Genomic DNA, 26,841 nt, shown 5'->3' on the forward strand with positions numbered 1-26,841 from the left:
TGCCCGCGGTTTGGGCCGCACGCCTCTCGATGGTCTGAAAAAGATGCGTGATAATAAAGCATGCCCCGCTTGACGGCTAGCGCCGTCGGAGACCCTTGTAATGCCCGAGCAAGATCTACGTTTACAACAGCTGGAAGTCTGGCTGGATGAGCAGTTGCCGATTCTTTTCAACGCTCAGGATTGGGGCTCCGTACCCCCGGCTACATTGACCGCGGCCAGCAGCGACGCGAGTTTCAGGCGCTATTTCCGTTGGGAAGGCGGTGGCCGGACACTCGTCGTGATGGACGCTCCACCCCCTCAGGAAAACTGCAAACCTTTCGTCGATATCGCGCATTTGCTGGCGAAGTCAGGCATAAATGTGCCAAAAATTTATGCAGAAGATTTGCCGCGAGGCTTTCTTTTGCTCAATGACCTGGGCAGAAAAACCTATCTGGACGTGATTGACGAGCAAAATGCCGATCAATTGTTTGCCGATGCCATCGACGCCTTGCTGGCTTTCCAGCAGCTCCCGATGGACGCGCCACTGCCCAGCTATGACGTCGCCTTGCTGCGTCGCGAGCTCGAATTGTTTCCAGAGTGGTACGTTCGCCGCCACTTGGGTGTCCAGCTGGATGCGCAGCAACAAGCGCTTTGGCAGCGTGCCAGCGACCTTTTGATCGACAGCGCCCTTGCGCAGCCCCAAGTGCTGGTGCACCGCGACTACATGCCGCGCAACCTGATGATCAGCGAGCCGAGCCCAGGCGTGCTGGATTTCCAGGATGCAGTCTATGGGCCCGTGACCTACGACATTACCTGCCTGTTCAAGGACGCCTTCCTCAGTTGGCCGAAGGCGCGTGTGCGCGAATGGCAGCGTGGCTATTGGGAGCGTGCGGTTCAAGCCGGTATCCCGGTGCAGGCGGACTTTGACGACTTCCAGCGCGCCAGCGACCTGATGGGCGTGCAGCGTCACCTCAAGGTGATCGGTATCTTTGCGCGCATTTGCCACCGCGACGGCAAGCCACGCTATCTGGCTGACGTGCCGCGCTTCTTTGCCTATATAGAAGCGGTGCTGGCCGACCGTGCGGAGTTGCGCGAGTTGGGCGAACTGCTGGCCAGCCTGCGTCAACCCGTCGAGGCAAGCGTATGAAGGCGATGATCCTGGCGGCCGGCAAAGGCGAGCGCATGCGCCCGCTTACCCTGCACACGCCCAAGCCGCTGGTGCAGGCCGGCGGCAAGCGCCTGATCGAGTATCACCTGGAAGCGCTGGCCAAGGCCGGTTTCACTGATATCGTGATCAACCATGCCTGGCTCGGCCAGCAGATCGAAGGCTACCTGGGAGATGGCGCGCAGTTTGGCGTGCGCATCCGCTACTCCCCCGAGGGTGAACCGCTGGAAACCGGCGGTGGGATTTTCCAGGCGCTGGCGTTGCTGGGAGATGAACCCTTTCTGGTCGTCAACGGCGATATCTGGACCGACTACGATTTCACCCGGCTCAAGCAGCCACTCAAGGGCCTGGCTCATCTGGTGATGGTCGATAACCCGGCGCATCACCCCTCAGGGGGCGATTTCTACCTGGATCACGGTTTGCTTCATGATGCGGCGGCCGGTGCCGATAACCTGACCTTCAGTGGCATTTCAGTACTCGACCCCAAGCTGTTTGCGGGTTGCAGTGCCGGTGCCTTCAAGCTGGCGCCGCTGTTGCGGGCGGCCATGGCCAAAGGTCTGGTAACGGGGGAACACATGGCGGGACGCTGGATCGATGTCGGCACGCTGGAGCGCCTGGCGCAAGTCGAAACCCTGCTGGCAGCGGGGCAGTAACATGCTGTGGCCAGGGACGCTGATCGGCGCCGGGGCTGGCTTTGCCATAGCCAGTATTCCGGGGGCTTTGTTGGGGGCATTGCTGGGGCAGGCACTGGACCGCCGCCTGCAATTGCAAAGTTGGGCGCAGTTGCGCGAGCGCCTCGGCGGGCGCCCGGCGTTGCGCAATGATGAACTGCTGTTTGTGTTGCTGGGGCGCCTGGCCAAGAGCAATGGGCGAGTGGTCGATGGACATATCCAGCAGGCGCGCCAGGAAATGCGCTCGCTGGATATGACCGAATCAGCCCAGCGCCGCGCGATTGCCGCCTTCAATCGCGGCAAGTCCGGCTCCGATCGGGTGCGCAACTACCTGCGTGTTCTCAAGGCTCAGCCCCACGCGGCGGAAGGCGTGTTGCGCGCGTGCTGGCGCATGGTCTGGGCGGATGGCAGGGCCGATGACGCCGAGCGTGACCTGATCGACCTGTGGGGCAAATGGCTGGGGTGGACGCCGCAACAACTGCAGGCGTTGGCTGCCGACTACACGCCGGAGCGCAAGCCGCTGGTCAATCGCAGCGTTACCTATCAGGACGCGTTGCGCTTGCTGGGCGTGACGGCCACCACCGAACCGGCGGCTATCAAGCGCGCCTACCGCCGCCTGCTCAGTCGGCATCATCCGGACAAGATCGCCGGCACCGGCGCCAGCCCCGCGCAAGTGCGGGACGCCACCGAGCGCACGCGCGAATTGCATAATGCCTATACGTTGATTCGTGAACGGCGGGATTTTCGTTAGCGATCACTTATTCACGTTGATAACCCATTCCCCTGTGGGAGCGGGCTTGCTCGCGAATGCGGTGGATCAGTGTCAAATGTGCTGACTGACCCACCGCATTCGCGAGCAAGCCCGCTCCCACAAGGGGGATTCGCGGTGTTCCCTTAGTCCGAGTTCGGCTGCGGGCTCAACCACCCGCGGACCCTGCGATACAACTGCTCCTGCTCCGCAGCGCTGTTGCCGGGCACGGTCTTCAGCGATACCTGCTTGTAACCGTCATTCTTCAAGCGCTTGGCCGCCTGAGCGCGGGCGAGGGCGCTTTTGCGTGATTGAGCGTCGTCTTGATAGTAGATGTCAGCGGTCGGCACCTTCAGGCTCGGGGCCAGTTGCTGCACGTCCGGATGGCGCGCGTTGGGCGTCTTTGCCGCGACCATCACGAACTTCTGCACCTGAGACGGCTGCTTCTCGCTCAAATAGCGCGCCGCCCACCAAGCGCCAGTGCCGTGCCCGAGCAGCACCACACTGCGTGCGCTCTGCGTCTGGGCGAACGCGACCGCAGCGTCGATGCGGGCAAAGATGCGCGACGCGTCGGTCTTGTCCTGCTCGTCGGCGCCAGGCACCACCGCCGGGTCAGTCCCTTCGGCCTCGGCGCTGGCGGCCTGCTCGATGGGCTTGTCGGCGGTACTGGCTTCCTTGCTGCTGGTGTCGACCGTGGCCTGGGGCGCTTCCATCACGCGCGGCGGCAGGGTATCAACGCTTACATCCGGCAACGACAGGCTGAGGCTGCCCCAATTGGTATCCGGCAATTTATGTCGCAACGGGCTGATTGCTTGCGGCCAGTCAGCCGTCTCGCCGGCGCCTGGCACGATAATCACCACGCCTTCGGGCTCGGCGCTGTTGGCCGGCTTCCAAAGAGCGAGGAATGAGTCGCTGCCGGCCTGCAATTGTTGCTGTTCCTGTTGCGGGATTTTGCGTTCCAAGGCACTGGCTTCTTCCTGGCTGCGCTGGGGCAAGGGTTGGCGCTCGACAGGTTTTTCGGCTTCAGGTGCGGGTGCGTCAGCAGCCTGTACAGAAAAGGCACTGGTAAAAAGCAGCGACAGGCACAATGCTGGCAGTGCTGAACGGTGGAGAAAGGGCATCGTTAATTCCCGGCCAGAAGTGATTCCAGCAGCCTAATGGGTTGGTCAGTATTTGTCAGTGATGTGAGACGTGGATCATGGGTTTTCGCTGTCTGCTGGTTATCGGCTGTTTGTGCCTTGCCTTGATGGCAAATGCCGCCCCCGCGCCCGCCGCGCCCCAGGCGCAGCTCAATGCGCAGCAACGCGACTGGCTGGCCCGGCACCCCGAGCTTCGGGTGGGCCTGGTGTTGCAGGCGCCCTACGCGCAGTACGATCGGCGTTTGCAGCGCCTGTCCGGGGCCAATGTCGAGTTGATGCAAGGGTTGGCCAAGGCGCTGAGCATCGAGCTGACCTGGCGCAACTTCCCCAATCAGGAACAACTGGAAGCTGCCGTGCGCGAGGGCGAGGTGGATATCGCCCCCGGCCTGCAACAGACCCCGGCCAGCCTGCGCCTGTGGTCGTTCACCGACCCTTACATGCGCGTGCCGCAACTTATCGTCGGTACCCGCGAGGGCGGCGGCGCCGTGGAGCTGGATAAGCTCGATGAGCAATCGCGCGTCGCTGTGCGCATGCCCAGCGCCGTGGCCGATTACCTGCGCAGCACCTATCCCGGTCTCAACCTGCAAGGTGTGCCGATGGAGCGTCAGGCCCTGCAATTGCTGGTGAGCCAGCAGGCGCGGTACGCGGTGGTGGATGAAGCGCAATTGAGCCGCTTGTCTGGCGAAGCTGAATTTGCCGGGCTGGCGGTGGTGGGTGATGTCGGCCTGCCGCAATTGCTTCGGGTGGCGACGCGGCGCGAATGGCCGGAACTGGCCGGCATCATGGAAAGTGCCTTGCGCGCCATCCCGGCCCGCGATCTGGACCAACTGCACAACCGCTGGTTGCAGCCCAAATATCCGCACATGACGCAATCCCCCGGCCTGTGGCAAAACCTCAGCCTGTTGCTGGGCCTGTTGCTGCTGGCCAGCCTGGCCGTCGTGTTCTGGCAGCGCCGCCAGCAGCGGGTGCTGGAGCACGGTCTGCTGGCCGCGCGTGAAGAAACCGCGGCCCGCGCCGCCGGGGCCGAAGCGCTGCGGTTGACGCAGTTTTCCATCGACCAAAGCACTGTCGGCATCCTCTGGGTCAACTGGGACAGCCATGTGCGCTACGCCAATCGTGCGGCTGAAAGCATGCTTGGCTACGCGCCCGGTGCGCTGATCGAACGGCCCTTGGTCGACCTTGACCCAAGCCTGGACATGGACCGTTGGCTCAACCTGTGGAAACGCGCACGGGCCAGTGAAGACGGCCCGCAGAACTTCGCCACCGATTGTCGGCGTGCCGATGGCAGCATCCTGCCGACCAATGTGTCCTTGAGCTTCCTGCGCTTTGCCGAGGCCGAATACCTGGTGGTCTACCTCAATGACGTAACGGAGTTGCGCCGCACCCTGGCGGCCTTGCTGCAAAGTGAGGCGCAACTGCGCGAATTGTCCGCCCACCTGGAAACTGTGCGTGAAGAAGAAAAGGCGCGCATCGCCCGTGAGGTACACGACGAGCTGGGGCAAATGCTCACGGTGCTTAAGCTCGAGACCTCAATGTGCGAGCTGGCCTATGCGCAGCTTGATCCCGGCTTGCATGAACGCTTGAACAGCATGAAGCGCTTGATCGCCCAGCTTTTCCAATTGGTGCGGGACGTGGCGACAGCGCTGCGCCCGCCAATTCTTGACGCCGGAATCGCCTCGGCCATCGAGTGGCAGGCCCGGCGCTTCGAAGCGCGCACGCACATTCCCTGCCTAGTGCAGGTTCCGGATAACCTGCCGGCCTTGAGCGATGCCAAGGCCATTGGCCTGTTCCGGATTCTGCAGGAGGCGCTGACCAATGTGATGCGTCATGCCCAGGCGCATACTGTGGAACTGACCCTTGCCGTGGAGGGCACGGACCTGCGGCTGACCATCAGCGACGATGGCGCAGGGTTTGTGCCGGCCCAGGGCCGTCCGGTGTCGTTCGGCCTGGTGGGCATGCGCGAGCGGGTGTTGATCATGGGCGGGCAGTTGAGCCTGGACAGCGAGTTGGGGGAGGGCACCACCCTGAGTGTCACGGTGCCATTGGATGCATAACACCAAGAGGAAGTCCCTGTGATCCGCGTACTGGTAGCCGAAGACCACACCATCGTTCGTGAAGGCATCAAGCAATTGATAGGCCTGGCCAAAGACCTGTTAGTGGTCGGCGAAGCGAGCAATGGCGAGCAACTGCTGGAGACCCTGCGCCACGTGCCTTGCGAGGTGGTGTTGCTGGATATCTCGATGCCCGGCGTCAACGGCCTTGAAGCCATCGCGCGGATCCGTGCACTGAGCCACCCGCCGGCGATCCTGGTGCTGTCGATGCACGACGAAGCGCAAATGGCCGCCCGCGCCTTGAAGGTCGGCGCCGCCGGCTACGCCACCAAGGACAGCGATCCGGCGCTGTTGCTGACGGCGATTCGCAAGGTCGCGGCGGGCGGGCGCTATATCGACCCTGACCTGGCCGACCGGATGGTCTTCGAAGTCGGCCTCACCGATGCCCGGCCGTTGCATTCATTGCTCTCGGAGCGCGAGTTCTCGGTGTTCGAGCGCCTGGCCCAAGGCGCCAATGTCAACGACATCGCCCAGCAACTGGCGCTGAGCAGCAAGACCATCAGTACCCACAAGGCGCGGCTGATGCAAAAGCTGCATATCACGTCCCTGGCTGAACTGGTGAAGTACGCCATGGAACACAAACTCTTGTAGGAGCGAGCTTGCTCGCGAAAAGCCAGAGAGCGCCGCGTGAACCCTGACGCGCTGCGTTTTCGTTAACGATTTTCGCGAGCAAGCTCGCTCCTACAAGGGGCATATCTATTTACGACCTGCTATAGGTGCCCGTTTGTATGTGCTTGCTCGTGGCACTGTTCCATCCCCGCCATCCGTGTAGGGCGATCCCTACCCCGAACCTTCCATCCGGCTGATGCCATTCTCTCCTGGCCCCCGATTTCCGGGGGCTTGGGCGTGGGCTACGCTTGTGCCACAGCAGTCCAAAACACAAAGGTGCGGGTATGAGCGAGGTGGATTCAAATGATGTGCTGGTCAGCTTTCGTGGCGTGCAAAAAAGCTACGACGGCGAGAACCTGATCGTCAAAGACCTCAACCTGGAGATTCGCAAGGGCGAGTTCCTGACCCTGCTCGGGCCTTCCGGTTCGGGCAAGACCACCAGCCTGATGATGCTCGCCGGCTTCGAGACGCCGACCGCCGGGGAAATCCAGCTGGCCGGGCGCTCGATCAACAACGTGCCGCCGCATAAACGCGACATCGGCATGGTGTTCCAGAACTACGCATTGTTTCCGCACATGACCGTCGCCGAGAACCTGGCGTTCCCGCTCTCGGTACGCGGTTTGAGCAAGACCGATATCAGCGAACGGGTCAAACGCGTGCTGAGCATGGTCCAGCTCGACGCCTTCGCCCAGCGTTACCCGGCGCAACTCTCCGGTGGCCAGCAACAGCGCGTGGCCCTGGCACGGGCGCTGGTGTTCGAGCCGCAGCTGGTACTGATGGACGAGCCCCTTGGCGCCCTCGACAAGCAATTGCGCGAACACATGCAGATGGAGATCAAGCACCTGCACCAGCGCCTCGGCGTGACGGTGGTGTACGTGACCCACGATCAGGGCGAAGCGTTGACCATGTCCGACCGCGTGGCGGTGTTCCATCAGGGCGAGATCCAGCAGATCGCCGCACCGCGCACTTTGTACGAAGAGCCGAAAAACACCTTTGTCGCCAACTTTATCGGCGAGAACAACCGCCTCAATGGCCGCCTGCACAGCCACACCGGCGAGCGCTGCGTGGTGGCGTTGGCGCGCGGCGAGAAGGTCGAGGCGCTGGCGGTAAACGTCGGCCAGGTCGGCGGCCCGGTGACCCTGTCGGTGCGCCCGGAACGCGTCAGCCTGAATGGTTCGAGCGAAGCGTGCGTCAATCGGTTTTCGGGACGTGTGGCGGAGTTCATCTACCTGGGCGACCACGTGCGCGTACGCCTGGAAGTCTGCGGCAAGGCCGATTTTTTTGTGAAACAACCGATTGCCGAGTTGGATCCAGCCCTGGCGGTCGGCGACGTGGTACCGATTGGCTGGCAAGTCGAGCACGTTCGCGCACTCGACCCACTTCTAGAGGCGAATTGATCGCCCCCCTGGCTTCACCAACCCTGCACGTGGAGAGCACAACAATGTTGAGATCCCTTAAGTATTCAGCGCTGGCGCTTGGCCTGATCGGCGCGACCCAGGCCATGGCCGGCCCGGACCTGACGGTCGTGTCCTTTGGCGGCGCGAACAAGGCGGCCCAGGTCAAGGCTTTCTATGCACCGTGGGAAAGCGCTGGCAACGGCAAGATCGTCGCCGGGGAGTACAACGGTGAAATGGCCAAGGTCAAGGCCATGGTTGACACCAAGAGCGTGTCCTGGGACCTGGTGGAAGTGGAATCACCGGAACTGTCCCGTGGTTGTGACGAAGACATGTTCGAGCCGTTGGACCCGAAACTGTTCGGCAACAGCGCCGACTATGTGAAAGGCGCGATCCAGCCATGCGGCGTGGGCTTCTTCGTATGGTCGACGGTGCTGGCCTACAACGCCGACAAACTCACCAGCGCGCCGACCAGCTGGGCGGATTTCTGGGACACCAAGAAATTCCCGGGCAAGCGCGGCCTGCGTAAAGGCGCCAAGTACACCTTGGAATTCGCGCTGATGGCGGACGGTGTAGCGCCCAAGGACGTCTACAAAGTGCTGGCCGGCAAGGATGGCCAGGACCGCGCGTTCAAGAAACTCGACGAACTCAAGCCCTCGATCCAGTGGTGGGAAGCCGGTGCACAGCCGCCGCAATACCTCGCTTCGGGTGACGTGGTGATGAGCTCGGCCTACAACGGCCGCATCGCCGCCGTGCAGAAAGAAAGCAACCTGAAAGTAGTGTGGAACGGCGGTATCTACGACTTTGACGCCTGGGCCATTCCCAAGGGCCTGGCCAAGGACCGTGCCGAGGCGGCGAAGAAATTCATCGCCTTCTCGGTGCAGCCGCAGCAGCAGAAAACCTACTCGGAAAATATCGCCTACGGCCCGGCCAATACTCAAGCCGTGCCGCTGCTGGCCAAGGACATCCTCAAGGACATGCCGACCACCCCGGAAAACATCGCCAACCAGGTGCAGATCGACGTGAGCTTCTGGGCGGACAACGGCGAGCAGTTGGAGCAGCGCTTCAATTCGTGGGCGGCCAAGTAACCGGGAGCGCCTCTGAGCATCTGTGGGAACCGGTAACTGTGGGAGCGGGCTTGCTCGCGAAAGCGGTGGACCAGTCTGCTTATGTATTGACTGTCATACCGCATTCGCGAGCAAGCCCGCTCCCACAAAAAGCCCGCCCCACATGAGATCTGCTGTGTCGAGCAGATTGCATTTATTTTTATATCCGGAGCTTGCCATGGCCATCGCCATTCCCACCCTCAAGCAGCGCCTGGCGCGTGCCGAACGGCTTAATCGCTGGAAGGCCCAGGCCTTGATCGCGCCGCTGGTGCTGTTTTTGCTGCTGGTGTTCCTGGTGCCGATCGTTGCACTGCTTTTCAAGAGTGTCGGCAACCCGGAGGTGGTGGCCGGTTTGCCGCGTACCGTCGTGGCAGTGACGGCCTGGGATGGTCGTGGCTTGCCGGGCGAGCCGGTGTACCAGGCACTCACCGAAGACTTGGGCGAAGCGCGCAAAAACCAGACCCTGGGCGATCTGTCCAAGCGCTTGAACATGGAACTGGCCGGCTATCGCAGCCTGTTGACCAAAACCGCGCGGGCGCTGCCATTCAGTGAAGTGCCCGGCTCCTATAAAGAAGCGCTGGAAAACCTCGACGAACGCTGGGGCGACCCGGCGTACTGGCAGGCGATCCGGCGCAACACCAGCAGCGTGACGCCGTTCTACCTGCTGGCGGCGGTCGATCACCGCATCGACGACCTCGGCGAGGTCGCACCGGCCACGCCGGACCAGGCGATTTACCTGGACATCTTCGCCCGCACCTTCTGGATGGGCTTGGTGATCACGGCGATCTGCCTGCTGCTGGCCTATCCCCTGGCGTACCTGCTGGCCAACCTGCCGGCGCGTAAAAGCAACTTGCTGATGATCCTGGTGTTATTGCCGTTCTGGACGTCGATCCTGGTACGGGTAGCGGCGTGGATCGTGTTGCTGCAGTCCGGTGGGCTGATCAACAGCGCACTGATGGGCTTAGGGCTGATCGATACACCGCTGGAACTGGTGTTCAACCGCACCGGGGTCTACATCTCCATGGTGCACATCCTGTTGCCGTTCATGATTCTGCCGATCTACAGCGTGATGAAGGGCATCTCGCCTACTTACATGCGCGCGGCGATTTCCCTGGGCTGTCATCCGTTCGCCAGCTTTTGGCGCGTGTATTTCCCACAGACCTACGCCGGCGTGGGCGCCGGTTGCCTGTTGGTGTTCATCCTGGCGATTGGTTACTACATCACCCCGGCATTGCTGGGCAGCCCGAACGACCAGATGGTCAGTTACTTCGTGGCGTTCTATACCAACACCAGCATCAACTGGGGCATGGCAACGGCGTTGGGCGGCTTGCTGCTGCTGGCCACCGTGGTGCTGTACCTGATCTACAACCGGCTGGTAGGCGCCAGTCGCCTGCGCCTGAGCTAAGGAGACCTAGCGATGCTGAGCCCTTATATGTCGCCCGTTGAGCGGGTGTGGTTCTACAGTTTGCGGATCCTCTGCGGCTTGATCCTGCTGTTTTTGATTCTGCCGGTGCTGGTGATCATCCCGCTGTCGTTCAATAGCGGCAGTTTCCTGGTGTATCCGCTGCAAGGCTTCTCGCTGCACTGGTACCAGGATTTCTTCGCCTCCGCCGAATGGATGCGTGCACTCAAGAACAGCATCATCGTCGCGCCGGCCGCCACGCTGCTGGCCATGGTGTTCGGCACGCTGGCAGCTATCGGCCTGACCCGCGGCGATTTCCCCGGCAAGGCGTTGGTAATGGCGCTGGTGATATCACCGATGGTGGTGCCGGTGGTGATCATCGGCGTAGCCAGTTACCTGTTCTTTGCGCCACTGGGCCTGGGCAACAGCTTCTTCTCGCTGATCGTGGTGCATGCGGTGCTGGGCGTGCCATTTGTGATCATCACCGTGTCGGCGACCTTGCAGGGGTTCAACCACAACCTGGTGCGGGCGGCGGCCAGTCTCGGTGCTTCGCCGCTGACCGCGTTTCGCCGGGTGACCTTGCCGTTGATCGCGCCGGGGGTAATCTCTGGGGCGCTGTTTGCCTTTGCCACCTCGTTCGATGAGGTGGTGGTGACCCTGTTCCTCGCCGGCCCCGAGCAAGCCACCTTGCCGCGCCAGATGTTCAGCGGCATCCGCGAGAACCTCAGCCCGACGATTGCCGCCGCGGCGACCCTGCTGATTGCCTTCTCGGTGCTGCTGTTGCTGACCCTGGAATGGTTGCGCGGGCGTAGCGAGAAACTGCGTACTGCGCAGGCCTGAAGCCAAACGGAGATCAAAATGTGGGAGCGGGCTTGCTCGCGAAAGCGGTGGTTCAGCTACACATGTACTGACTGACCCACCGCATTCGCGAGCAAGCCCGCTCCCACAGGGGAGCTGTGTTGAACCCGAAATAACCATTCAGCCGCTGAATGGCAGACAACCCATCTGCATCAGCTACTCTTGTGCCAGCCCATCTATCAATAAGAGGCCGCGCACATGAGTACTTCCTCATTCAAGATCGCCCACAAACTGCTGACCGGCGAAGGTGCCATCGAACAACTGGCCTCTGAGCTCACGCGCCTGGATGTGGATAACCCGCTGATTGTCACCGACGCAGCGCTGGTCAAGTCCGGCACGGTGGCGCTGGCGCTTGAATACCTGGGGGAACGCCCCTATGAAATCTTCGACCGCGTGCTGCCCGACCCGGAGATCGCCATCGTCGAAGACTGCATGCGGGTTTACCGCGAGGGCGGGCACGACGGCCTGATCGGGCTGGGCGGCGGCAGTGCCATCGACATCGCCAAAAGCGTGGCCGCCTATGCCGGCTACCACGGCGCCCTGGCGGATTTGTTCGGCGTCGACCAGGTGCCGCGCAAGGGCCCGCCGCTGATCGCCATCCCCACCACAGCCGGCACCGGTTCGGAGGTGACCAACGTGGCGATTCTCTCCGACAAGGCCGCGCAGCTTAAAAAAGGCATCGTCAGCGATTTCCTGCTGCCGGATGTGGCGCTGATCAGCCCGCAAATGACCCTGACCTGCCCGCGCAGCGTCACGGCCGCCAGTGGCGTGGATGCGCTGGTGCATGCCATCGAGTCTTACCTGTCACTGAACGCTTCGCCGATCACCGACGCTTTGGCGATTGGCGCGATCAAGCTGATCGCCAATGCGTTGCCCAAGGCCTACGCCAACCCGGCCAACCTGCAGGCCCGCGACGATATGGCCACTGCCAGCCTGATGGCCGGCATGGCATTCGGTAACGCCGGGGTCGGTGCGGTGCATGCGTTGGCGTACCCGCTGGGTGGACGGTTCAATATTGCTCATGGCGTAAGTAACGCGCTGTTGCTGCCTTATGTGATGCACTGGAACAAGCTGGCCTGTGTGGAGCGCATGCAGGACATTGCGCAGGCCATGGGTGTGAATGTCAGCGGCTTGAGCCTCAACGATGCCGCCGACCAGGCTGTGGAGGCGATGACGCGGCTGTGTGCGGCCGTCGAAATTCCGGCAGGCCTTCGCAGTTTCGGGGTTCCCGAAGACGGCATCCCTGCCATGGCTATCGAAGCGGCGGGTATCGAGCGGCTGATGCGCAACAACCCGCGCAAGCTCAGCGCGGCCGACATCGAGAAAATCTATCGGGCAGCCTACTAGCCATTAGGCCAGGTCACGGTGCGCGCGGCAAAGCATGAGGTATACAATGCGCGCCATCGTGATTTAGCTCAAAAAAGGTGCGTCATGCAGCCCTTCGTCATTGCTCCATCGATTCTCTCCGCCGATTTCGCCCGCCTGGGTGAAGAGGTGGACAAGGTGTTGGCCGCCGGTGCCGACTTCGTGCACTTCGATGTCATGGACAACCACTACGTGCCCAACCTGACCATCGGCCCGATGGTCTGCGCGGCACTGCGCAAGTACGGCATTACCGCGCCGATCGACGCGCACCTGATGGTCAGCCCGGTGGACCGCATCATCGGTGACTTCGTTGACGCCGGCGCGACCTACATCACCTTTCACCCGGAAGCCTCGCTGCACGTCGACCGCACCCTGCAACTGATCCGCGAAGGCGGCTGCAAGGCGGGCCTGGTGTTCAACCCGGCCACGCCGCTGGACGTGCTCAAGTACGTGATGGACAAGGTCGACATGGTCCTGCTGATGAGCGTCAACCCAGGTTTCGGCGGGCAGAAGTTCATCCCCGGCACCCTCGACAAGCTGCGCGAAGCGCGTGCGCTGATCGACGCCTCGGGCCGTGATATCCGCCTGGAAATCGACGGTGGGGTCAACGTCAACAATATCCGCGAAATCGCTGCCGCCGGCGCCGACACCTTTGTGGCCGGCTCGGCGATCTTCAACGCGCCGGACTACCAGGAAGTCATCGCGAAGATGCGCGCCGAATTGGCGCTGGCGCGTCCATGAGCGGCTTTGAGCAGCTGTTCCCCGGCAAGTTGCCACGGCTGGTGATGTTCGATCTGGACGGTACCTTGATCGACTCGGTGCCTGACCTGGCGGCGGCGGTGGACGCCATGCTGCTCAAGCTGGGGCGCAAGCCGGCCGGGATCGAGTCGGTGCGTGAATGGGTCGGCAACGGCGCGCAGATGCTGGTGCGCCGGGCCTTGGCCAATCATATCGATGCCGAGGGTGTCGATGAGGTCGAAGCCGAGCACGCCCTGGAGTTGTTCAACGCCGCCTATGAAAACAGCCACGAATTGACCGTGGTTTACCCCGGCGTGCGCGACACCCTCAAATGGCTGCACAAGCAGGGCGTGGAAATGGCCTTGATCACCAACAAGCCGGAGCGCTTCGTCGCGCCGCTGTTGGACCAGATGAAAATCGGCCGTTATTTCCGCTGGATCATCGGCGGCGATACCCTGCCGCAGAAAAAACCCGACCCGGCGGCGCTGTTTTTCGTGATGAAAATGGCCAATATCCCGGCCTCGCAGTCGTTGTTCGTCGGCGATTCGCGCAGTGATGTGCAAGCGGCGAAGGCCGCGGGCGTGCAGTGCGTGGCGCTCAGCTACGGCTACAACCATGGGCGGCCGATCGCCGAAGAATCGCCTTCTCTGGTCATTGATGACCTGCGGCTGCTAATCCCCGGTTGCTTGGGAGCTGGCGCTGAGATAACGTTGCCCGATATCGATCCGTCCCCTTCTGGAAATCCCATCGTGGTGGTCACTCGCAAGCTCTGGATGAAAGTCATCAAGGCCCTGGCCCGCTGGCGTTGGCGCGCCTGACTGATCCTGGCCGCGCTGCGCGGCGCGTTTGCATACCTGACTGTAGACCCTCAAGCCACGAGGCACATCATGACCCGCGAAGAATTCCTGCGTTTGGCCGCTGCTGGCTATAACCGCATTCCCCTGGCCTGCGAAACCCTGGCCGACTTCGACACGCCGCTGTCGATCTACCTGAAGCTGGCCGATAAACCCAATTCCTACCTGCTCGAATCGGTGCAGGGCGGCGAGAAGTGGGGCCGTTACTCGATCATCGGCCTGCCATGCCGCACGGTGATGCGCGTTCACGATCATCATGTGAGCATCACCCATGTTGGCGTCGAGATCGAAAGCCATGATGTGGAAGACCCGTTGGCGTTCGTCGAGGCGTTCAAGGCGCGCTACAACGTGCCAACCATTGCTGGCCTGCCACGCTTCAACGGCGGACTGGTGGGTTATTTCGGTTACGACTGCGTGCGCTACGTGGAAAAACGCCTGGGCAAATGCCCGAACCCGGATCCATTGGGTGTGCCGGACATTCTGCTGATGGTCTCCGACGCGGTCGTCGTGTTCGACAACCTCGCCGGCAAGATGCACGCGATTGTGCTCGCCGACCCGTCCCAGGCCGACGCATTTGACAACGGCCGGGCGAGCCTCGAAGCCCTGCTGGACAAACTGCGCCAGCCGATCACCCCGCGTCGCGGCCTGGACCTCAGCCGTCCACCGGCGGCCGATCCGGTGTTTCGTTCCAGCTTTACCCAGAATGACTACGAGCGCGCCGTCGATACCATCAAGGAATATATCCTCGCCGGTGACTGCATGCAGGTGGTGCCGTCGCAACGCATGTCCATCGACTTCAAGGCCGCGCCGATCGATCTGTACCGGGCGCTGCGCTGCTTCAACCCGACGCCGTACATGTATTTCTTCAACTTTGGTGACTTCCACGTGGTGGGCAGCTCGCCGGAAGTCCTGGTGCGCGTCGAAGACAACCTGATCACGGTGCGCCCGATCGCCGGTACTCGTCCGCGTGGTGCGACTGAAGAGGCTGACCTGGCGCTGGAAGAAGACCTGCTGAGCGACGACAAGGAAATCGCCGAACACCTGATGCTCATCGATCTGGGCCGTAACGATACCGGGCGTGTCTCGGAAATCGGTTCGGTGAAACTCACCGAAAAGATGGTGATCGAGCGCTATTCCAACGTGATGCACATTGTGTCCAACGTCACCGGCGAGCTCAAAGCCGGCTTGACCGCGATGGACGCCCTGCGCGCCATCCTGCCGGCGGGCACGTTGTCGGGCGCGCCGAAGATCCGCGCGATGGAAATCATCGACGAGCTGGAGCCGGTCAAGCGCGGTGTCTACGGCGGCGCCGTGGGGTATTTCGCCTGGAACGGCAACATGGACACGGCCATTGCGATCCGCACGGCCGTGATCAAGGACGGAGAGCTGCACGTGCAGGCCGGCGGCGGGATTGTTGCTGACTCGGTGCCGGCCCTCGAATGGGAAGAAACCCTGAACAAGCGCCGCGCGATGTTCCGTGCGGTGGCGCTGGCCGAGCAAACCCCGCAGGACTGAAGGCTAACGTCGACCAAAATGTGGGAAGCGGGCTTGCTCGCGAAAACGGTAGTTCAATCACAGGTGTTTTGACTGATATCCGCATTCGCGAGCAAGCCCGCATTAGGTTTCATGGAGGCTGAAGCCCTATCAGAAGTCCAGGCTTACCCCGACACTGACCCCTTGCTGGGTCAGGTTGTCATCTTTCCTCAGGTTATACGTCGCGCGTAGCGCCAGCGCCTGCGTCAGCTTGTGGTTGACACCCAGGCTCAAACGATCCGAGTTGCTGCGCGGCGTATAACCGTCCAGCTTGAAATCGATCCCCTGCACGCTGTTGAGCGAGATATTCACCTTCTGCGTATCGTTTTCGAATTCATGTTCGTGAGCCACTTCGCCAAACACTTGGGTCTGTGGTGTGACACGGTAGCTGCCCTGAAGGCCGACGCCGAGACGTTTGGAGTCGCGCTTCTGGTCATCAAAGGTCAGCGCGGTGGAGCGGCTGTCCTTTTCCGAGTAGCCCTTAACTTCTACGCGTGAATAGTCGGCGCTGAGGAACGGTGACAGGTGCCAGTCGCTGCCCGGTGCGGCGATGTCGTAACCCACGCGGCTGCTCAAGGCCCATAGCCAGCCATCGGTGTCGCCTTTTTCGGAGCCTTCGCTGACACCCAAAGCGAACTTGCGCTTGAGGCTGTCGAAATCCAGCTTGCCGCCGCTCAACGCCGCATCGGCCCACCAGTGATTCTGCTGATACTGTGCGAAGGCTGTCCCCATGTAGCTGTTGAGTTTGTAGTCTGAGTCGCTGGCGCCGGCTTCAAGTGTCTGGCGATACAAACCGGCGGCCACACCGACGCGCCACGCCTCGTTGAGCCGGTAGCTGCCACCGATATTCAGGTTGTAGCCCTGGCCGTCCCCGCTTGCCGAGCTGTCCCGGGCATCGAAATCCAGGCGCTGGCCGCCGCCGGCCACGATCGCGCGCCATTGGCCGACCGCCTGCCAGTGGCCATCATCGGCTTGCCACTGGTTACGCAACTCATCCTGATGGGCACGCAAGGTGCCTTGGGCCATTTCCGGCAACAACGTCAATTCCCAGGGCGCAGCCAGCAGCGAATACGCGTAGTCGGCGATCAGTCGTTGCCCCGCGATGGTGGGGTGAACCGCATCGTTGTAGATCAGCCGGGCGGGGTCGGGGGCGGTGCCGCCGATGCCATACGTCGGGTTGGCGGTGCAGCCGTTGCCGCTGAAGCAGGTTCCCGTGAGGTTTTGGCCGATTGCCAGGCCGAAGCGGCCGGGGTCGGCGAAGGTTTCCTGGAGGAGCAGCGGGATATTCAGCGGGATCACTTGGGCGTCAATCTGCGACAGGCGTTGCACCAGCGCCTGGTTGAACAGGCTGCTCAGGGCAGTGCTTGGCGCTTGCAAAGGTGTGCCGTTGATGGCCGGCGTCAGGCCGAGGTCGGGCAGCATCCACACCATGATGTACCGCGCGCCCGCTTGCTGCAGCACCTGGGCGCTGTCGGCCAGGCGCCCGCCGGCGGCGACTGCCTGGCCGGGGCTGAGTACGCGTCCTTGCAGGAAGTCATTGCCGCCGCCGGATAGGAAATACAGCGCATTGGGGTCGGCTCGTCCGCCATTGGCCGGCAGATAACCCTGGCGGCTGCGCAACACCGTGCCGCCGCCGGGGTTTCCGGGTGGGATCGCCGCGTCGGAAACCGTAGTGATGGAGTCGAGGATATTGTCCGTACGGTAGCCGCCCACGGCCCAGTTATTCCCGTCCGGCAGGCCCTGGGCCGCACGCACGGGGGAGGTGGAAGCATTCAAATCATCGGCGGCAACACCCAACCTTGCGCCGAGCAAGGTTGACGACACCAGGCCGAAATCACCCTGGAAACCAGGGCCGGTACGGTTGGTAAAGCGTAAGGTCGAACCGTTGGTGCCGTCGGGGAACTGGCCGGCATCCGCCAGGCTGTCACCAAATACCACCATGGTGGAATAGGGCGAGGAGGCCGCCACCGCCTGGGCGCAGGCCACTGAGAGGAGACAGCCGGCAAGGGGGGCGAAGAACGCGGGTCTGAGCATAAGAAAAATCCATTTCGTTGTTTTTGTATCGGGAAGAGACAGTAACAAAATAGTGGGTTTTTTCTGCAACTCAAAACAGCTTCCGGCTACAAACCGCTCGACGGCGGTTGCCCCGTATTTACTGCTCCATATTGCACCGCTGTCGAGGCTACGTTACTGTGCCTGAACGTATGAATGAGACCCTTCCTGTGTTGATCATCAGCAAACTCTTGATGCGCGTAGTCAAGGCACACGCCCGTTGGCGTTGGCGCGCCTGACTTTTTCTTTACCGGCCCGGCCGGACCTGTCCCGATTTGCCTTCTTTACCCCTGCTTGACGTTCCTTGCCTGCGATGCCGGCAATCGGAAAGTGCGTATGGCAGCGGGATTTCCCTTGAAGGCCGCCAAAAAAATCAGTGAGTTCAAGAGGTATTAGCTCCCATGTTGCTGATGATTGATAACTACGATTCCTTTACCTACAACGTTGTGCAGTACCTGGGCGAGCTGGGTGCCGAGGTCAAGGTGGTGCGCAACGACGAACTGACCGTGGCCCAGATCGCTGCGCTGAACCCGGAGCGCATCGTGGTTTCGCCCGGCCCGTGCACGCCGACCGAGGCGGGTATTTCCCTGGAAGCCATCCAGTATTTCGCCGGTAAGTTGCCGATCCTGGGCGTGTGCCTGGGCCATCAGTCCATCGGCCAGGCCTTTGGCGGTGACGTGGTGCGCGCGCGCCAGGTGATGCATGGCAAGACCAGCCCGGTATTTCACAAGGACATGGGCGTATTTCACGGGCTTAACCTGCCGGTCACGGTGACTCGCTACCATTCGCTGGTCGTCAAGCGCGAAACCCTGCCGCAATGCCTGGAACTGACGGCCTGGACCCAACTGGAAGACGGCTCCGTCGACGAGGTCATGGGCCTGCGCCACAAGACACTGAATATCGAAGGGGTGCAATTTCATCCCGAGTCGATCCTGACCGAGCAGGGCTACGAGCTGTTCGCCAACTTTCTCAAGCAGAGCGGCGGCACGCGCTAAGGACTTTTCATGGATATCAAGACTGCCCTGAGCCGTATCGTCGGCCACCTGGACCTGAGCACCGCTGAAATGAGCGATGTGATGCGCGAGATCATGACCGGCCAATGCACTGACGCGCAGATCGGTGCGTTCATGATGGCCATGCGCATGAAGAGCGAGAGCATCGACGAGATCGTCGGCGCCGTGTCGGTGATGCGTGAGCTGGCGGACAAGGTCGAACTCAAGACCCTCGACGGCGTGGTGGATGTGGTGGGCACTGGCGGCGACGGTGCCAATATTTTCAACGTGTCGACCGCGGCTTCGTTTGTCGTGGCGGCGGCGGGTTGCACCGTGGCCAAGCACGGTAACCGCGCGGTATCCGGCAAGAGCGGCAGCGCCGATCTGCTGGAAGCGGCCGGGATCTACCTGAACCTGACACCGGTGCAAGTGGCGCGCTGCATCGATAACGTCGGCATCGGCTTTATGTTTGCCCAATCCCACCATGGTGCGATGAAGCACGCCGCCGGCCCGCGCAAGGACCTCGGCCTGCGCACCCTGTTCAACATGCTCGGCCCGCTTACGAATCCGGCCGGTGTGAAGCATCAGGTGGTGGGCGTGTTCAGCCAGGCGTTGTGCCGGCCGTTGGCCGAAGTGCTGCAGCGCATGGGCAGCAAGCATGTGCTGGTGGTGCACTCCAAAGACGGGCTGGACGAATTCAGCCTGGCGGCACCGACGTTTGTGGCCGAGCTTAAGGATGACCGGGTCACCGAGTATTGGGTCGAGCCGGAAGATTTGGGCATGAAGAGCCAGAGCCTGCACGGCCTGGCGGTGGAAAGCCCGGCGGCGTCCCTGGAGTTGATTCGCGATGCCCTGGGGCGTCGCAAGACCGAGAACGGTCAAAAAGCCGCTGAGATGATTGTTTTGAATGCCGGCGCCGCACTTTATGCGGCCGACCATGCCTATAGTCTTAAAGAGGGTGTCGCCTTGGCCCACGATGCACTGCACACCGGTCTGGCTCGCGAGAAGCTCGAAGAGCTGGGAGCATTCACCGCGGTATTCAAGATGGAGAATGAAGGATGAGTGTGCCGACCGTTCTGGAAAAAATCCTGGCCCGCAAGGCTGAGGAAGTGGCCGAGCGCCGCGCCCGTGTGAGCCTGGCCGAGCTGGAAAGCCAGGCCAAGCTGGCTGACGCGCCGCGTGGTTTTGCCAATGCGTTGATCGCCCAGGCCAAGCTCAAGCAGCCGGCTGTCATCGCTGAAATCAAGAAGGCTTCGCCCAGCAAGGGCGTGATTCGCGAGCACTTCGTGCCGCACGAAATTGCCGTCAGCTACGAAAAGGGCGGGGCGACCTGCCTGTCGGTACTGACCGATGTCGATTATTTCCAGGGCAGCGACCTGTTCCTGCAGCAAGCCCGCGCCGCGTGCAAGTTGCCGGTGATCCGCAAGGATTTCATGGTCGACCCGTACCAGATCATCGAAGCCCGCGCCCTGGGCGCCGACTGCGTGCTGCTGATCGTCTCGGCACTGGATGATGTGAAAATGGCTGAGCTGGCCGCCGTGGCCAAGAGCGTCGGCCTGGACGTACTGGTGGAAGTGCACGACGGCGATGAGCTGGAGCGCGCGTTGAAAACCCTCGATACACCGCTGGTGGGGGTCAACAACCGTAACCTGCACACCTTCGAAGTCAGCCTGGAGACCACCCTCGACCTGCTGCCGCGCATACCGCGCGACCGGTTGGTGATTACCGAGAGTGGCATCCTCAATCGCGCCGATGTGGAACTGATGGAAATCAGCGACGTGTATTCATTCCTGGTGGGCGAGGCCTTCATGCGCGCTGAAAACCCCGGCACGGAACTGCAGCGCCTGTTCTTCCCGGAGCGTGGCGTGGCGGTCAGTGGTTCGACCCTGGATTAATTCCAAGGCACGGCAGAAAGCAGGCTTCTGTGGGAGCTGGCTTGCCTGCGATGGCATCACCTCGGTGTGACTGAAAACCGAGGCGCCAGCATCGCAGGCAAGCCAGCTCCCACATTTGATTTTGTGTGACTCAGATAGGCAGGTGTTTGATGACTAAGCCGGTGTCGATGACTGTTGAGGCTGGCCTTGCCGCCGAGCAGGACTTGCTCGCCGCCGTTTGCGCCGGTGAGCAGGAATATGGCCTGCTGTTCTGGCAACCCAACGACCAAGCCTTGGTAATGCCGCGTCGTTTGAGTCGCCTGCCGGCGTTCCAAACCGCCAGCCAGGTCTCGGCCGACGCCGGTTGGCCGGTGTTGCTGCGGGAGACCGGCGGTGAACCGGTGCCGCAGTCGAGCGCCACGGTCAATATCGCCCTGGTCTACGCGCCGCCGCGCAGTGAGGGCGACCAGAATCGTATCGAAACCGGTTACTTGCGTTTATGCCAGCCAATCTGCGACCTGCTGATCGAGTTGGGTGGCGATGCGTCCGTTGGCGAAATTGATGGGGCGTTCTGTGACGGTCGCTACAACGTCAACCTCAACGGCCGCAAGATGGTCGGCACCGCCCAGCGTTGGCGACAAAGTGGCGGCCGCCCGGTAGGCCTGGTGCACGGTGCGCTGCTGCTGGATAACGATCGCGAAGAACTGATCGCTGCGGTCAATCGCTTCAACGAGGCCTGTGGCCTGCAGCAGCGCGTTCGCGCCGACAGCCATATCGCGCTGCACGAAGCCTTCCCCGCGCCGGATGCGATCAGCCGCCTGGACACTTTGTATCGGCAAATGTTGGCCAGCTTCCTGCCGGTTTAACGAGTGCCGAACACCACCATCGTCTTGCCCTTGACGTGCACCAGACTGCGCTCTTCCAGATCCTTGAGCACGCGGCCGACCATTTCCCGTGAACAGCCGACAATGCGCCCGATTTCCTGGCGTGTGACTTTGATCTGCATGCCATCGGGGTGAGTCATGGCGTCGGGTTGTTTGCACAATTCCAACAGGCAACGGGCTACCCGGCCGGTGACATCAAAGAAGGCCAGGTCGCCGACCTTGCGCGTGGTGTCCCGCAAGCGCTGGGCAATCTGCCCGCTGAGCGCGTAGAGAATGTCGGGATCTTGCTGGGCCAGTTCGCGGAACTTGGTGTAGCTGATCTCTGCCACTTCGCATTCGACCTTGGCCCGCACCCAGGCGCTTCGCTCTTGTTCCTTGCCGGCTTGCTCGAACAGCCCCAGTTCGCCAAAAAAATCCCCGGTATTGAGGTAGGCGATGATCATTTCTCGACCGTCTTCATCCTCGATCAGGATGGTGACCGAACCTTTGATAATGAAGAACAGCGTTTCGGAGCGTTCCCCGGCGCAGATGATGTTGTGCTTGGCCGGGTAGCGGCGGCGCTGGCAATGCATCAACAGTTTGTCGAGATTCTTGATCTTGGGTAGGGGAGTAAGGGCAACCATGGTTGTGTCCCGAAAAGACTGCGCGAAGTAGTTAGAGTTGTTGTGTTCACCGGTATCGGCACTGATACAGGTTGTATGAACGGTGGCAATACGCCATCGATTTGGCGCCAGCTTAACAGACACATTCTGTCTCGATTAGCCAATTTTCCCGGTAAACCCTGTTATTGATCGCTTTTGTGCGAAACGCTGACGCAGGCGGGCCCTGTGCTAAGCTGGCGACCCTTTTTTAGCAGTGGAGTCTGGGCGATGAAGGCACGCATCCAATGGGCGGGCGAAGCCATGTTCCTCGGTGAGTCGGGCAGTGGCCATGTGGTGGTCATGGACGGACCGCCTGAAGCTGGTGGCCGCAACCTGGGCGTACGTCCGATGGAAATGCTTCTGCTGGGTGTAGGCGGTTGCAGCAATTTCGACGTGGTCAGCATCCTGAAAAAGTCCCGCCAGGCCGTGGAAAGTTGCGAAGCCTTCCTGGAAGCGGAGCGCGCCACTGAAGACCCCAAGGTATTCACCAGGATCCACATGCATTTCGTGGTGAAGGGCCGGGCGTTGAAGGAAGCGCAGGTCAAGCGTGCTATCGAGCTGTCGGCCGAGAAGTACTGCTCGGCGTCGATCATGCTCGGCGCGGCGGGTGTGGCCATCACCCATGATTACGAGATTATCGAATTGGGCTGATCGCTCAATCGGTGGGCAGAAGAAAGGGCGCTGTGATAGCGCCCTTTTTTACGTTTGGGATTCGATGCATCTAGATACGATAGGTGCTTTTGGTCATGACCTTGGCCAGTACGCTCATACCAAACCGCACAGGTGCCGGAAAGCGGAAGCCGCCCGCACCCAATGCGCTTTCTGCGTGATGGGCTTCGTCGATGCGCATTTGCTCCAGGATCGCCCGCGACTTTTCGTCCTCGACCGGCAGTTGCTCCAGATGCTCGTCCAAGTGTTTGCACACTTGATGCTCGGTGGCGGCGACAAACCCCAGGCTGACCTTGTCGCTGATCAGGCCGGCAGCGGCGCCGATCCCAAACGACAAGCCGTAAAACAGCGGATTCAGCACGCTGGTATGGCTGCCGAGTTGGTGAATGCGCTGCTCGCACCAGGCCAGATGGTCGACTTCTTCCTCGGCGGCATGCTCCATGGCTGCACGCACCTGCGGCAGCTTGGCGGTCAGTGCCTGGCCTTGATACAGCGCCTGGGCACAGACTTCGCCGGTGTGGTTGATGCGCATCAGCCCCGCGACGTGGCGAGTCTCGGTCTGGCTCATCTGTGCGTCGGGTTGCACGATGGCGGGTGAGGGGCGGTAGGGCTGGCCACTGAATGGCAGCAGTGTGCGCATGGCCATGTCGGCTTGCAGCAACAGACGGTCAATCGGCGAGTAGTGACGTTGGGTAGTCATGCTGACCTCCGGAAAGAATCTCGGCGGCCAGTTTACCGCATGAGAGGGGCAAGCGTTTGCGTTGAGTCAGGGCATGCGCTCGCAGCTGGGCCGCGACCTTTGCCAGAGGGCTTATCAGCCCGGTGGCCAATTCATCTGACGCTGACCCAGCACATGCATATGAATGTGATAAACGGTCTGCCCGCCGTCTTCATTGCAGTTCATCACCACACGAAAACCCTTTTCACAGCCCTGCTCGACGGCGAGGCGCTGGGCGGTGAACAGGATATGGCCGGCCAGGGCTTTATCGTCTTCCGTCAGATCGTTCAAGGTGCGGATAGGTTTCTTCGGAATGACCAGAAAATGCACAGGGGCTTGCGGAGCGATATCGTGGAAGGCCAGCACCTGGTCGTCTTCGTAGATAATCTTCGCGGGTATTTCTCTGTTGATGATCTTGGTGAACAGAGTATCCACAGCTGTTTCTCCATTATGAGTAGGCAGGTTAAGTGTACTGAGCCCGTCAGCGCGGGCAATAGGCCTTGTTGATGGCACCGGCGATCTTGCGGGTCAGCCAGCGCGGGCCCAGGCGTGGGCCGAAGGCGATCCAGCGGTTGCGCCGGCCGGGAATAATGATGGCTTTGTCCTTTTCCAGGGCGCGCACGGTATAGAGCGCCACTTCTTCGGGGCTCATCAGCTGTTGGCTGCGATCGAGCTTGGCGGTGTCCATTTGTGCGGTGCCGAAGAATGCCGTACGGGTTGGGCCGGGGCAGAGGACCGAGACCTTGATGCCGCAACTCTTCAGCTCTTCGCGCAGGCCTTCGGAGAAGTGCAGTACATAGGCTTTGCTGGCGTAGTAGGAACTCATCCAAGGGCCGGGCTGGAACGCCGCGATGGAGGCCACGTTAAGAATTTGCCCGCCGCCCTGCAGCGCCATGGTATTGCCAAGCGCATGGCATATGCGGGTCAGGGCAAGGATGTTGACCTCAATCAGGTCTTGTTCGGTCATCCAGTCCTGGGCCAGGAACGGCCCGCTGGTGCCGATGCCGGCGCAGTTCACCAGCAGATCGATCTGCCGCTCGCCTTCTTCAAGCTCCAGCAGAAACCCGGACAAGCGCAGCGGCTCGCCCAGGTCGCACGCCCGGAACAGCACCTCGACGCCAAAGCGTTGGGTCAATTCGATTGCAATGCCTTCCAACTGATCACGCTGGCGTGCCACCAGAATCAAGCTGCGGCCGCGACGGGCCAGCGCTTCGGCCAAGGCCAGGCCGATGCCGCTTGAGGCGCCGGTGATCAGAGCGTAACGGGTCATGCCTTTCTCCATCGCAACACCGCCGCGCCTGTGACAAAGGCATCACAGGCCGGGGGCGTTTTTTTACTGTTCTGGAGAGTCTACAGGTTCGCCCGCGTCCTCAGCACTTTGCGCTTCGTCTTCTTCCGTGGTCGCGCTCTGGTCAAGGTCTTCATCGGAGGTGGTGGCGCTGCTCTCGTAGCTGCTGTCCATGTTGGCTTCGAGTTGGTTCAGGTAACCGTTCATGCCCAGGGTCAGCCCGATGATGAGCATCAATGGGATAAACGCCAACCACAGCGAGGCCAGGACCTTCACGGCAGTGGAATTGCGCGGTGGTGGCGCGCCGTATTGGTTGGCGCCCGAATTACCTGGCAAGACCAGCAGCAACAGCGGGAAGATACTGTTCACCAGCGGTACCAGGTTCAGCAGGTACAGCCAGCCTGACCAGCCCAAGTCGTGCAGGCGCTGCACACCGATTTGCACACTCACGACGACAAGCGCGACGAACAGTGCGAAGCCCAGTAACGAGCCAAGAATAATGGCGATCGTGGGCGAGGCGGTCGCAATGGCGAAGCACACGGTACTGATGATGCCTGCCGCCACCAGCATTGCAAGGGTCAGCACCAGCGTCCATGCCAGGTACCGCAGACGCCCGATGCGCCCATTGATCGTGAAGACTTTGAGCGTGGCGTACTCCGGCAGGTTTTCACCCACGGCAGCGCGCGGCGGTGCGTACGGCGAAGCGGCCGAGTGGGAGAAATCAGAAGCGGCGGCATCTGTTTCGTGGGTTTCGGCGAGGCTGAAGGCTACCGGTTGTTCGGCTTCGATGCGTGCATCGACACCGGCGTTCTTCAACGCGGTGAGGTAGGTCTCTGCGTCCGGCCGGGACAGGTCGCGTTTGAGCGCGACCGGGCGGCCGGTGAAGAGCTTCTCGATGGCTTCGACTTCGCTCTTGAACAGTTCGGCCAGGTTCAGTTTGGCCGTGGTGCTTTCGACACCCGGGAGCAAGGCTCCATCAAACACGATCTTGAAACGGTTGTCGCTCATGCGGGCATCCTTGTCAGATATTCAGGGAGGTTGTGCAGGCCTGCACATTTGGCAGGCCTTGCGGTTGGGTCAGCGTGGCCAGCGTAGTTGAGTCGCCTGTTCGCGCGCCTTGCGGTATTCGGCATCCAGGCGTGCCACCAGTTCATCGACGCTGGGTAAATCATCAATGTCACCGACGCCTTGGCCGGCAGACCATACAGTCTTCCACGCCTTGGCCTCGTCGCTCAACGGCTTGAGCTTGGAGCCGCCGTTGACGTCGCCTTTGCCTTGCAGGGCGGCGAGGTCGAAACCGGCATTTTCCAGGCTCTGGCGCATAAAGCTCGCAGGTACGCCGGAGACAGCGGGAGTGTGCACGATGTCGGCGGCGCGCGCTGTGAGCAGCATCTCTTTATACGCATCCGGTGCGTGGCTTTCGGTGGTGCCGATAAAGCGCGTGCCGAAATAGGCCAGGTCTGCACCGAGCAGTTGTGCGGCGAGAATCTCGTGACCGTGGTTCAGGCAGCCGGCCAGCAGCAGGGTTTTGTCGAAGAACTGGCGGATTTCGGCAATCAGAGCAAATGGGCTCCAGGTGCCAGCATGGCCACCGGCGCCTGCAGCCACGGCGATCAAGCCATCCACGCCGGCTTCGGCGGCCTTCTCAGCATGACGCCGGGTGGTGACGTCATGAAACACCAGGCCGCCGTAGCTGTGCACGGCGTCTACCAATTCTTTAACTGCGCCCAGGCTGGTAATGACGATCGGCACCTTGTGCTCGACGCAAATCGCCAAGTCCGCCTCCAGGCGCGGGTTACTGTTGTGCACGATCAGGTTAACGGCGTAGGGCGCAGGGTTGTGCAGTTGCGCCAGGCCCGCTTCGATTTCCTCCAGCCAGGTTTTGAACCCGCTGCTCTCGCGCTGATTAAGCGCCGGGAAGCTCCCGACCACCCCATTGCGGCAACACGCCAGGACCAATTGCGGGTTGGAGATCAAGAACATCGGCGCGGCCACGATGGGCAGGCGCAGACGTTGTTCAAGCAGAGCGGGCAGCGACATTGAAGGAACCC

The 26,841-nt window shown here is 61.5% G+C and carries 26 protein-coding genes; 18 read left to right on the top strand and 8 right to left on the bottom strand.

The features are described from left to right. Nucleotides 1-100: 100 nt before the first annotated feature. The 3 genes from ACLH0H_RS11785 to ACLH0H_RS11795 are packed head-to-tail and all read left to right on the top strand — an operon-like array spanning nucleotide 101 to nucleotide 2,566. The gene (locus ACLH0H_RS11785; RefSeq protein WP_411382126.1) at nucleotides 101-1,126 is read left to right on the top strand and encodes an aminoglycoside phosphotransferase family protein; all 1,026 of its coding nucleotides are present in this window, start codon (nucleotides 101-103) and stop codon (nucleotides 1,124-1,126) included. Next, nucleotides 1,123-1,797 carry an N-acetylmuramate alpha-1-phosphate uridylyltransferase MurU gene (murU, locus tag ACLH0H_RS11790; protein WP_307388694.1) on the top strand — a complete coding sequence of 225 codons (675 nt, stop codon included), beginning with the start codon at nucleotides 1,123-1,125 and terminating at the stop codon, nucleotides 1,795-1,797. The genes ACLH0H_RS11785 and murU overlap by 4 nt, the downstream gene beginning before the upstream one ends. Before the next feature lies 1 nt (nucleotide 1,798). Further along, complete coding sequence (locus ACLH0H_RS11795; protein ID WP_411382402.1) at nucleotides 1,799-2,566, top strand: TerB family tellurite resistance protein; 768 nt, start codon at nucleotides 1,799-1,801, stop codon at nucleotides 2,564-2,566. Between the two features lie 143 nt (nucleotides 2,567-2,709). Here the strand turns inward: ACLH0H_RS11795 and ACLH0H_RS11800 are convergent, their stop codons facing one another. Next, on the bottom strand, nucleotides 2,710-3,684 hold the full coding sequence (locus ACLH0H_RS11800; protein WP_411382127.1) for an alpha/beta hydrolase family protein: 975 nt from the start codon (nucleotides 3,682-3,684) through the stop codon (nucleotides 2,710-2,712). A 77-nt stretch (nucleotides 3,685-3,761) separates the two neighbouring features. Here ACLH0H_RS11800 and ACLH0H_RS11805 point away from each other — a divergent pair, with 77 nt between their 5' ends. The 10 genes from ACLH0H_RS11805 to trpE all read left to right on the top strand — a co-directional run bounded on the left by ACLH0H_RS11805 (nucleotide 3,762) and on the right by trpE (nucleotide 15,654). Beyond that, nucleotides 3,762-5,756, top strand: coding sequence for a histidine kinase (locus ACLH0H_RS11805; protein WP_411382128.1), 1,995 nt, complete (start codon nucleotides 3,762-3,764; stop codon nucleotides 5,754-5,756). 18 nt (nucleotides 5,757-5,774) lie between these two features. Then, on the top strand, nucleotides 5,775-6,404 hold the full coding sequence (locus ACLH0H_RS11810; RefSeq protein WP_076953320.1) for a response regulator transcription factor: 630 nt from the start codon (nucleotides 5,775-5,777) through the stop codon (nucleotides 6,402-6,404). A 302-nt stretch (nucleotides 6,405-6,706) separates the two neighbouring features. After that, complete coding sequence (locus ACLH0H_RS11815) at nucleotides 6,707-7,819, top strand: ABC transporter ATP-binding protein (RefSeq protein ID WP_411382129.1); 1,113 nt, start codon at nucleotides 6,707-6,709, stop codon at nucleotides 7,817-7,819. A gap of 44 nt (nucleotides 7,820-7,863) precedes the next feature. Further along, a complete protein-coding gene (locus tag ACLH0H_RS11820; RefSeq protein ID WP_411382130.1) occupies nucleotides 7,864-8,904 on the top strand; it encodes an ABC transporter substrate-binding protein in 1,041 nt (346 codons plus the stop codon). Nucleotides 8,905-9,100: 196 nt separating this feature from the next. Further along, a complete protein-coding gene (locus tag ACLH0H_RS11825; protein ID WP_411382131.1) occupies nucleotides 9,101-10,327 on the top strand; it encodes an ABC transporter permease in 1,227 nt (408 codons plus the stop codon). A gap of 12 nt (nucleotides 10,328-10,339) precedes the next feature. Then, nucleotides 10,340-11,164, top strand: a complete 825-nt coding sequence (locus tag ACLH0H_RS11830) for an ABC transporter permease (protein ID WP_411382132.1) — start codon at nucleotides 10,340-10,342, stop codon at nucleotides 11,162-11,164. 216 nt (nucleotides 11,165-11,380) lie between these two features. Then, nucleotides 11,381-12,529 (top strand): iron-containing alcohol dehydrogenase, encoded by a 1,149-nt coding sequence (locus ACLH0H_RS11835; protein WP_411382133.1) that lies wholly within the window; start codon nucleotides 11,381-11,383, stop codon nucleotides 12,527-12,529. Between the two features lie 84 nt (nucleotides 12,530-12,613). Continuing rightward, nucleotides 12,614-13,288 carry a ribulose-phosphate 3-epimerase gene (gene rpe, locus ACLH0H_RS11840; protein ID WP_024077703.1) on the top strand — a complete coding sequence of 225 codons (675 nt, stop codon included), beginning with the start codon at nucleotides 12,614-12,616 and terminating at the stop codon, nucleotides 13,286-13,288. Then, nucleotides 13,285-14,103: a phosphoglycolate phosphatase gene (locus tag ACLH0H_RS11845; RefSeq protein WP_411382134.1), complete on the top strand. Its 819-nt coding sequence runs from the start codon at nucleotides 13,285-13,287 to the stop codon at nucleotides 14,101-14,103. Before rpe ends, ACLH0H_RS11845 begins: the two co-directional genes overlap by 4 nt. Before the next feature lie 69 nt (nucleotides 14,104-14,172). Beyond that, a complete protein-coding gene (trpE, locus tag ACLH0H_RS11850; protein ID WP_411382135.1) occupies nucleotides 14,173-15,654 on the top strand; it encodes an anthranilate synthase component I in 1,482 nt (493 codons plus the stop codon). Between the two features lie 129 nt (nucleotides 15,655-15,783). Here trpE and estP read toward each other — a convergent pair whose 3' ends face one another. Beyond that, nucleotides 15,784-17,706 (bottom strand): esterase EstP, encoded by a 1,923-nt coding sequence (gene estP / locus ACLH0H_RS11855; RefSeq protein ID WP_411382136.1) that lies wholly within the window; start codon nucleotides 17,704-17,706, stop codon nucleotides 15,784-15,786. Between the two features lie 419 nt (nucleotides 17,707-18,125). On the opposite strand from estP, the gene ACLH0H_RS11860 reads away from it, so the two are divergent. The 4 genes from ACLH0H_RS11860 (at nucleotide 18,126) to ACLH0H_RS11875 (ending at nucleotide 21,456) form a co-directional block, all read left to right on the top strand. Beyond that, complete coding sequence (locus ACLH0H_RS11860; RefSeq protein ID WP_411382137.1) at nucleotides 18,126-18,719, top strand: aminodeoxychorismate/anthranilate synthase component II; 594 nt, start codon at nucleotides 18,126-18,128, stop codon at nucleotides 18,717-18,719. Between the two features lie 9 nt (nucleotides 18,720-18,728). Further along, nucleotides 18,729-19,778, top strand: coding sequence for an anthranilate phosphoribosyltransferase (trpD, locus tag ACLH0H_RS11865; RefSeq protein ID WP_314568943.1), 1,050 nt, complete (start codon nucleotides 18,729-18,731; stop codon nucleotides 19,776-19,778). Next, nucleotides 19,775-20,611 carry an indole-3-glycerol phosphate synthase TrpC gene (gene trpC, locus ACLH0H_RS11870; protein WP_076953339.1) on the top strand — a complete coding sequence of 279 codons (837 nt, stop codon included), beginning with the start codon at nucleotides 19,775-19,777 and terminating at the stop codon, nucleotides 20,609-20,611. Before trpD ends, trpC begins: the two co-directional genes overlap by 4 nt. Before the next feature lie 149 nt (nucleotides 20,612-20,760). Beyond that, the gene (locus tag ACLH0H_RS11875; RefSeq protein WP_411382138.1) at nucleotides 20,761-21,456 is read left to right on the top strand and encodes a biotin/lipoate A/B protein ligase family protein; all 696 of its coding nucleotides are present in this window, start codon (nucleotides 20,761-20,763) and stop codon (nucleotides 21,454-21,456) included. On the opposite strand, the gene crp is transcribed toward ACLH0H_RS11875, so the two are convergent. Then, complete coding sequence (gene crp / locus ACLH0H_RS11880) at nucleotides 21,453-22,097, bottom strand: cAMP-activated global transcriptional regulator CRP (RefSeq protein ID WP_411382139.1); 645 nt, start codon at nucleotides 22,095-22,097, stop codon at nucleotides 21,453-21,455. The two genes, ACLH0H_RS11875 and crp, sit on opposite strands and share 4 nt — an antisense overlap. A gap of 246 nt (nucleotides 22,098-22,343) precedes the next feature. Between crp and ACLH0H_RS11885 the strand changes: the two genes are divergently transcribed. Further along, nucleotides 22,344-22,766 carry an OsmC family protein gene (locus ACLH0H_RS11885; protein WP_003210947.1) on the top strand — a complete coding sequence of 141 codons (423 nt, stop codon included), beginning with the start codon at nucleotides 22,344-22,346 and terminating at the stop codon, nucleotides 22,764-22,766. A gap of 70 nt (nucleotides 22,767-22,836) precedes the next feature. Here ACLH0H_RS11885 and coq7 read toward each other — a convergent pair whose 3' ends face one another. The 5 genes from coq7 to ACLH0H_RS11910 all read right to left on the bottom strand — a co-directional run bounded on the left by coq7 (nucleotide 22,837) and on the right by ACLH0H_RS11910 (nucleotide 26,830). Further along, on the bottom strand, nucleotides 22,837-23,484 hold the full coding sequence (gene coq7, locus ACLH0H_RS11890; RefSeq protein WP_411382140.1) for a 2-polyprenyl-3-methyl-6-methoxy-1,4-benzoquinone monooxygenase: 648 nt from the start codon (nucleotides 23,482-23,484) through the stop codon (nucleotides 22,837-22,839). A 114-nt stretch (nucleotides 23,485-23,598) separates the two neighbouring features. Then, a complete protein-coding gene (locus ACLH0H_RS11895) occupies nucleotides 23,599-23,937 on the bottom strand; it encodes a histidine triad nucleotide-binding protein (RefSeq protein WP_003194682.1) in 339 nt (112 codons plus the stop codon). A 46-nt stretch (nucleotides 23,938-23,983) separates the two neighbouring features. Further along, nucleotides 23,984-24,772: an SDR family NAD(P)-dependent oxidoreductase gene (locus ACLH0H_RS11900; RefSeq protein WP_411382141.1), complete on the bottom strand. Its 789-nt coding sequence runs from the start codon at nucleotides 24,770-24,772 to the stop codon at nucleotides 23,984-23,986. A gap of 63 nt (nucleotides 24,773-24,835) precedes the next feature. Further along, nucleotides 24,836-25,798, bottom strand: a complete 963-nt coding sequence (locus tag ACLH0H_RS11905) for a DUF805 domain-containing protein (protein WP_411382142.1) — start codon at nucleotides 25,796-25,798, stop codon at nucleotides 24,836-24,838. A 69-nt stretch (nucleotides 25,799-25,867) separates the two neighbouring features. Then, complete coding sequence (locus ACLH0H_RS11910) at nucleotides 25,868-26,830, bottom strand: NAD(P)H-dependent flavin oxidoreductase (RefSeq protein ID WP_411382143.1); 963 nt, start codon at nucleotides 26,828-26,830, stop codon at nucleotides 25,868-25,870. Between the last annotated feature and the right edge of the window lie 11 nt (nucleotides 26,831-26,841).

Origin of the sequence: Pseudomonas sp. MPB26, from assembly GCF_046605355.1 — a bacterium.
GTDB lineage: Bacteria > Pseudomonadota > Gammaproteobacteria > Pseudomonadales > Pseudomonadaceae > Aquipseudomonas > Aquipseudomonas cedrina.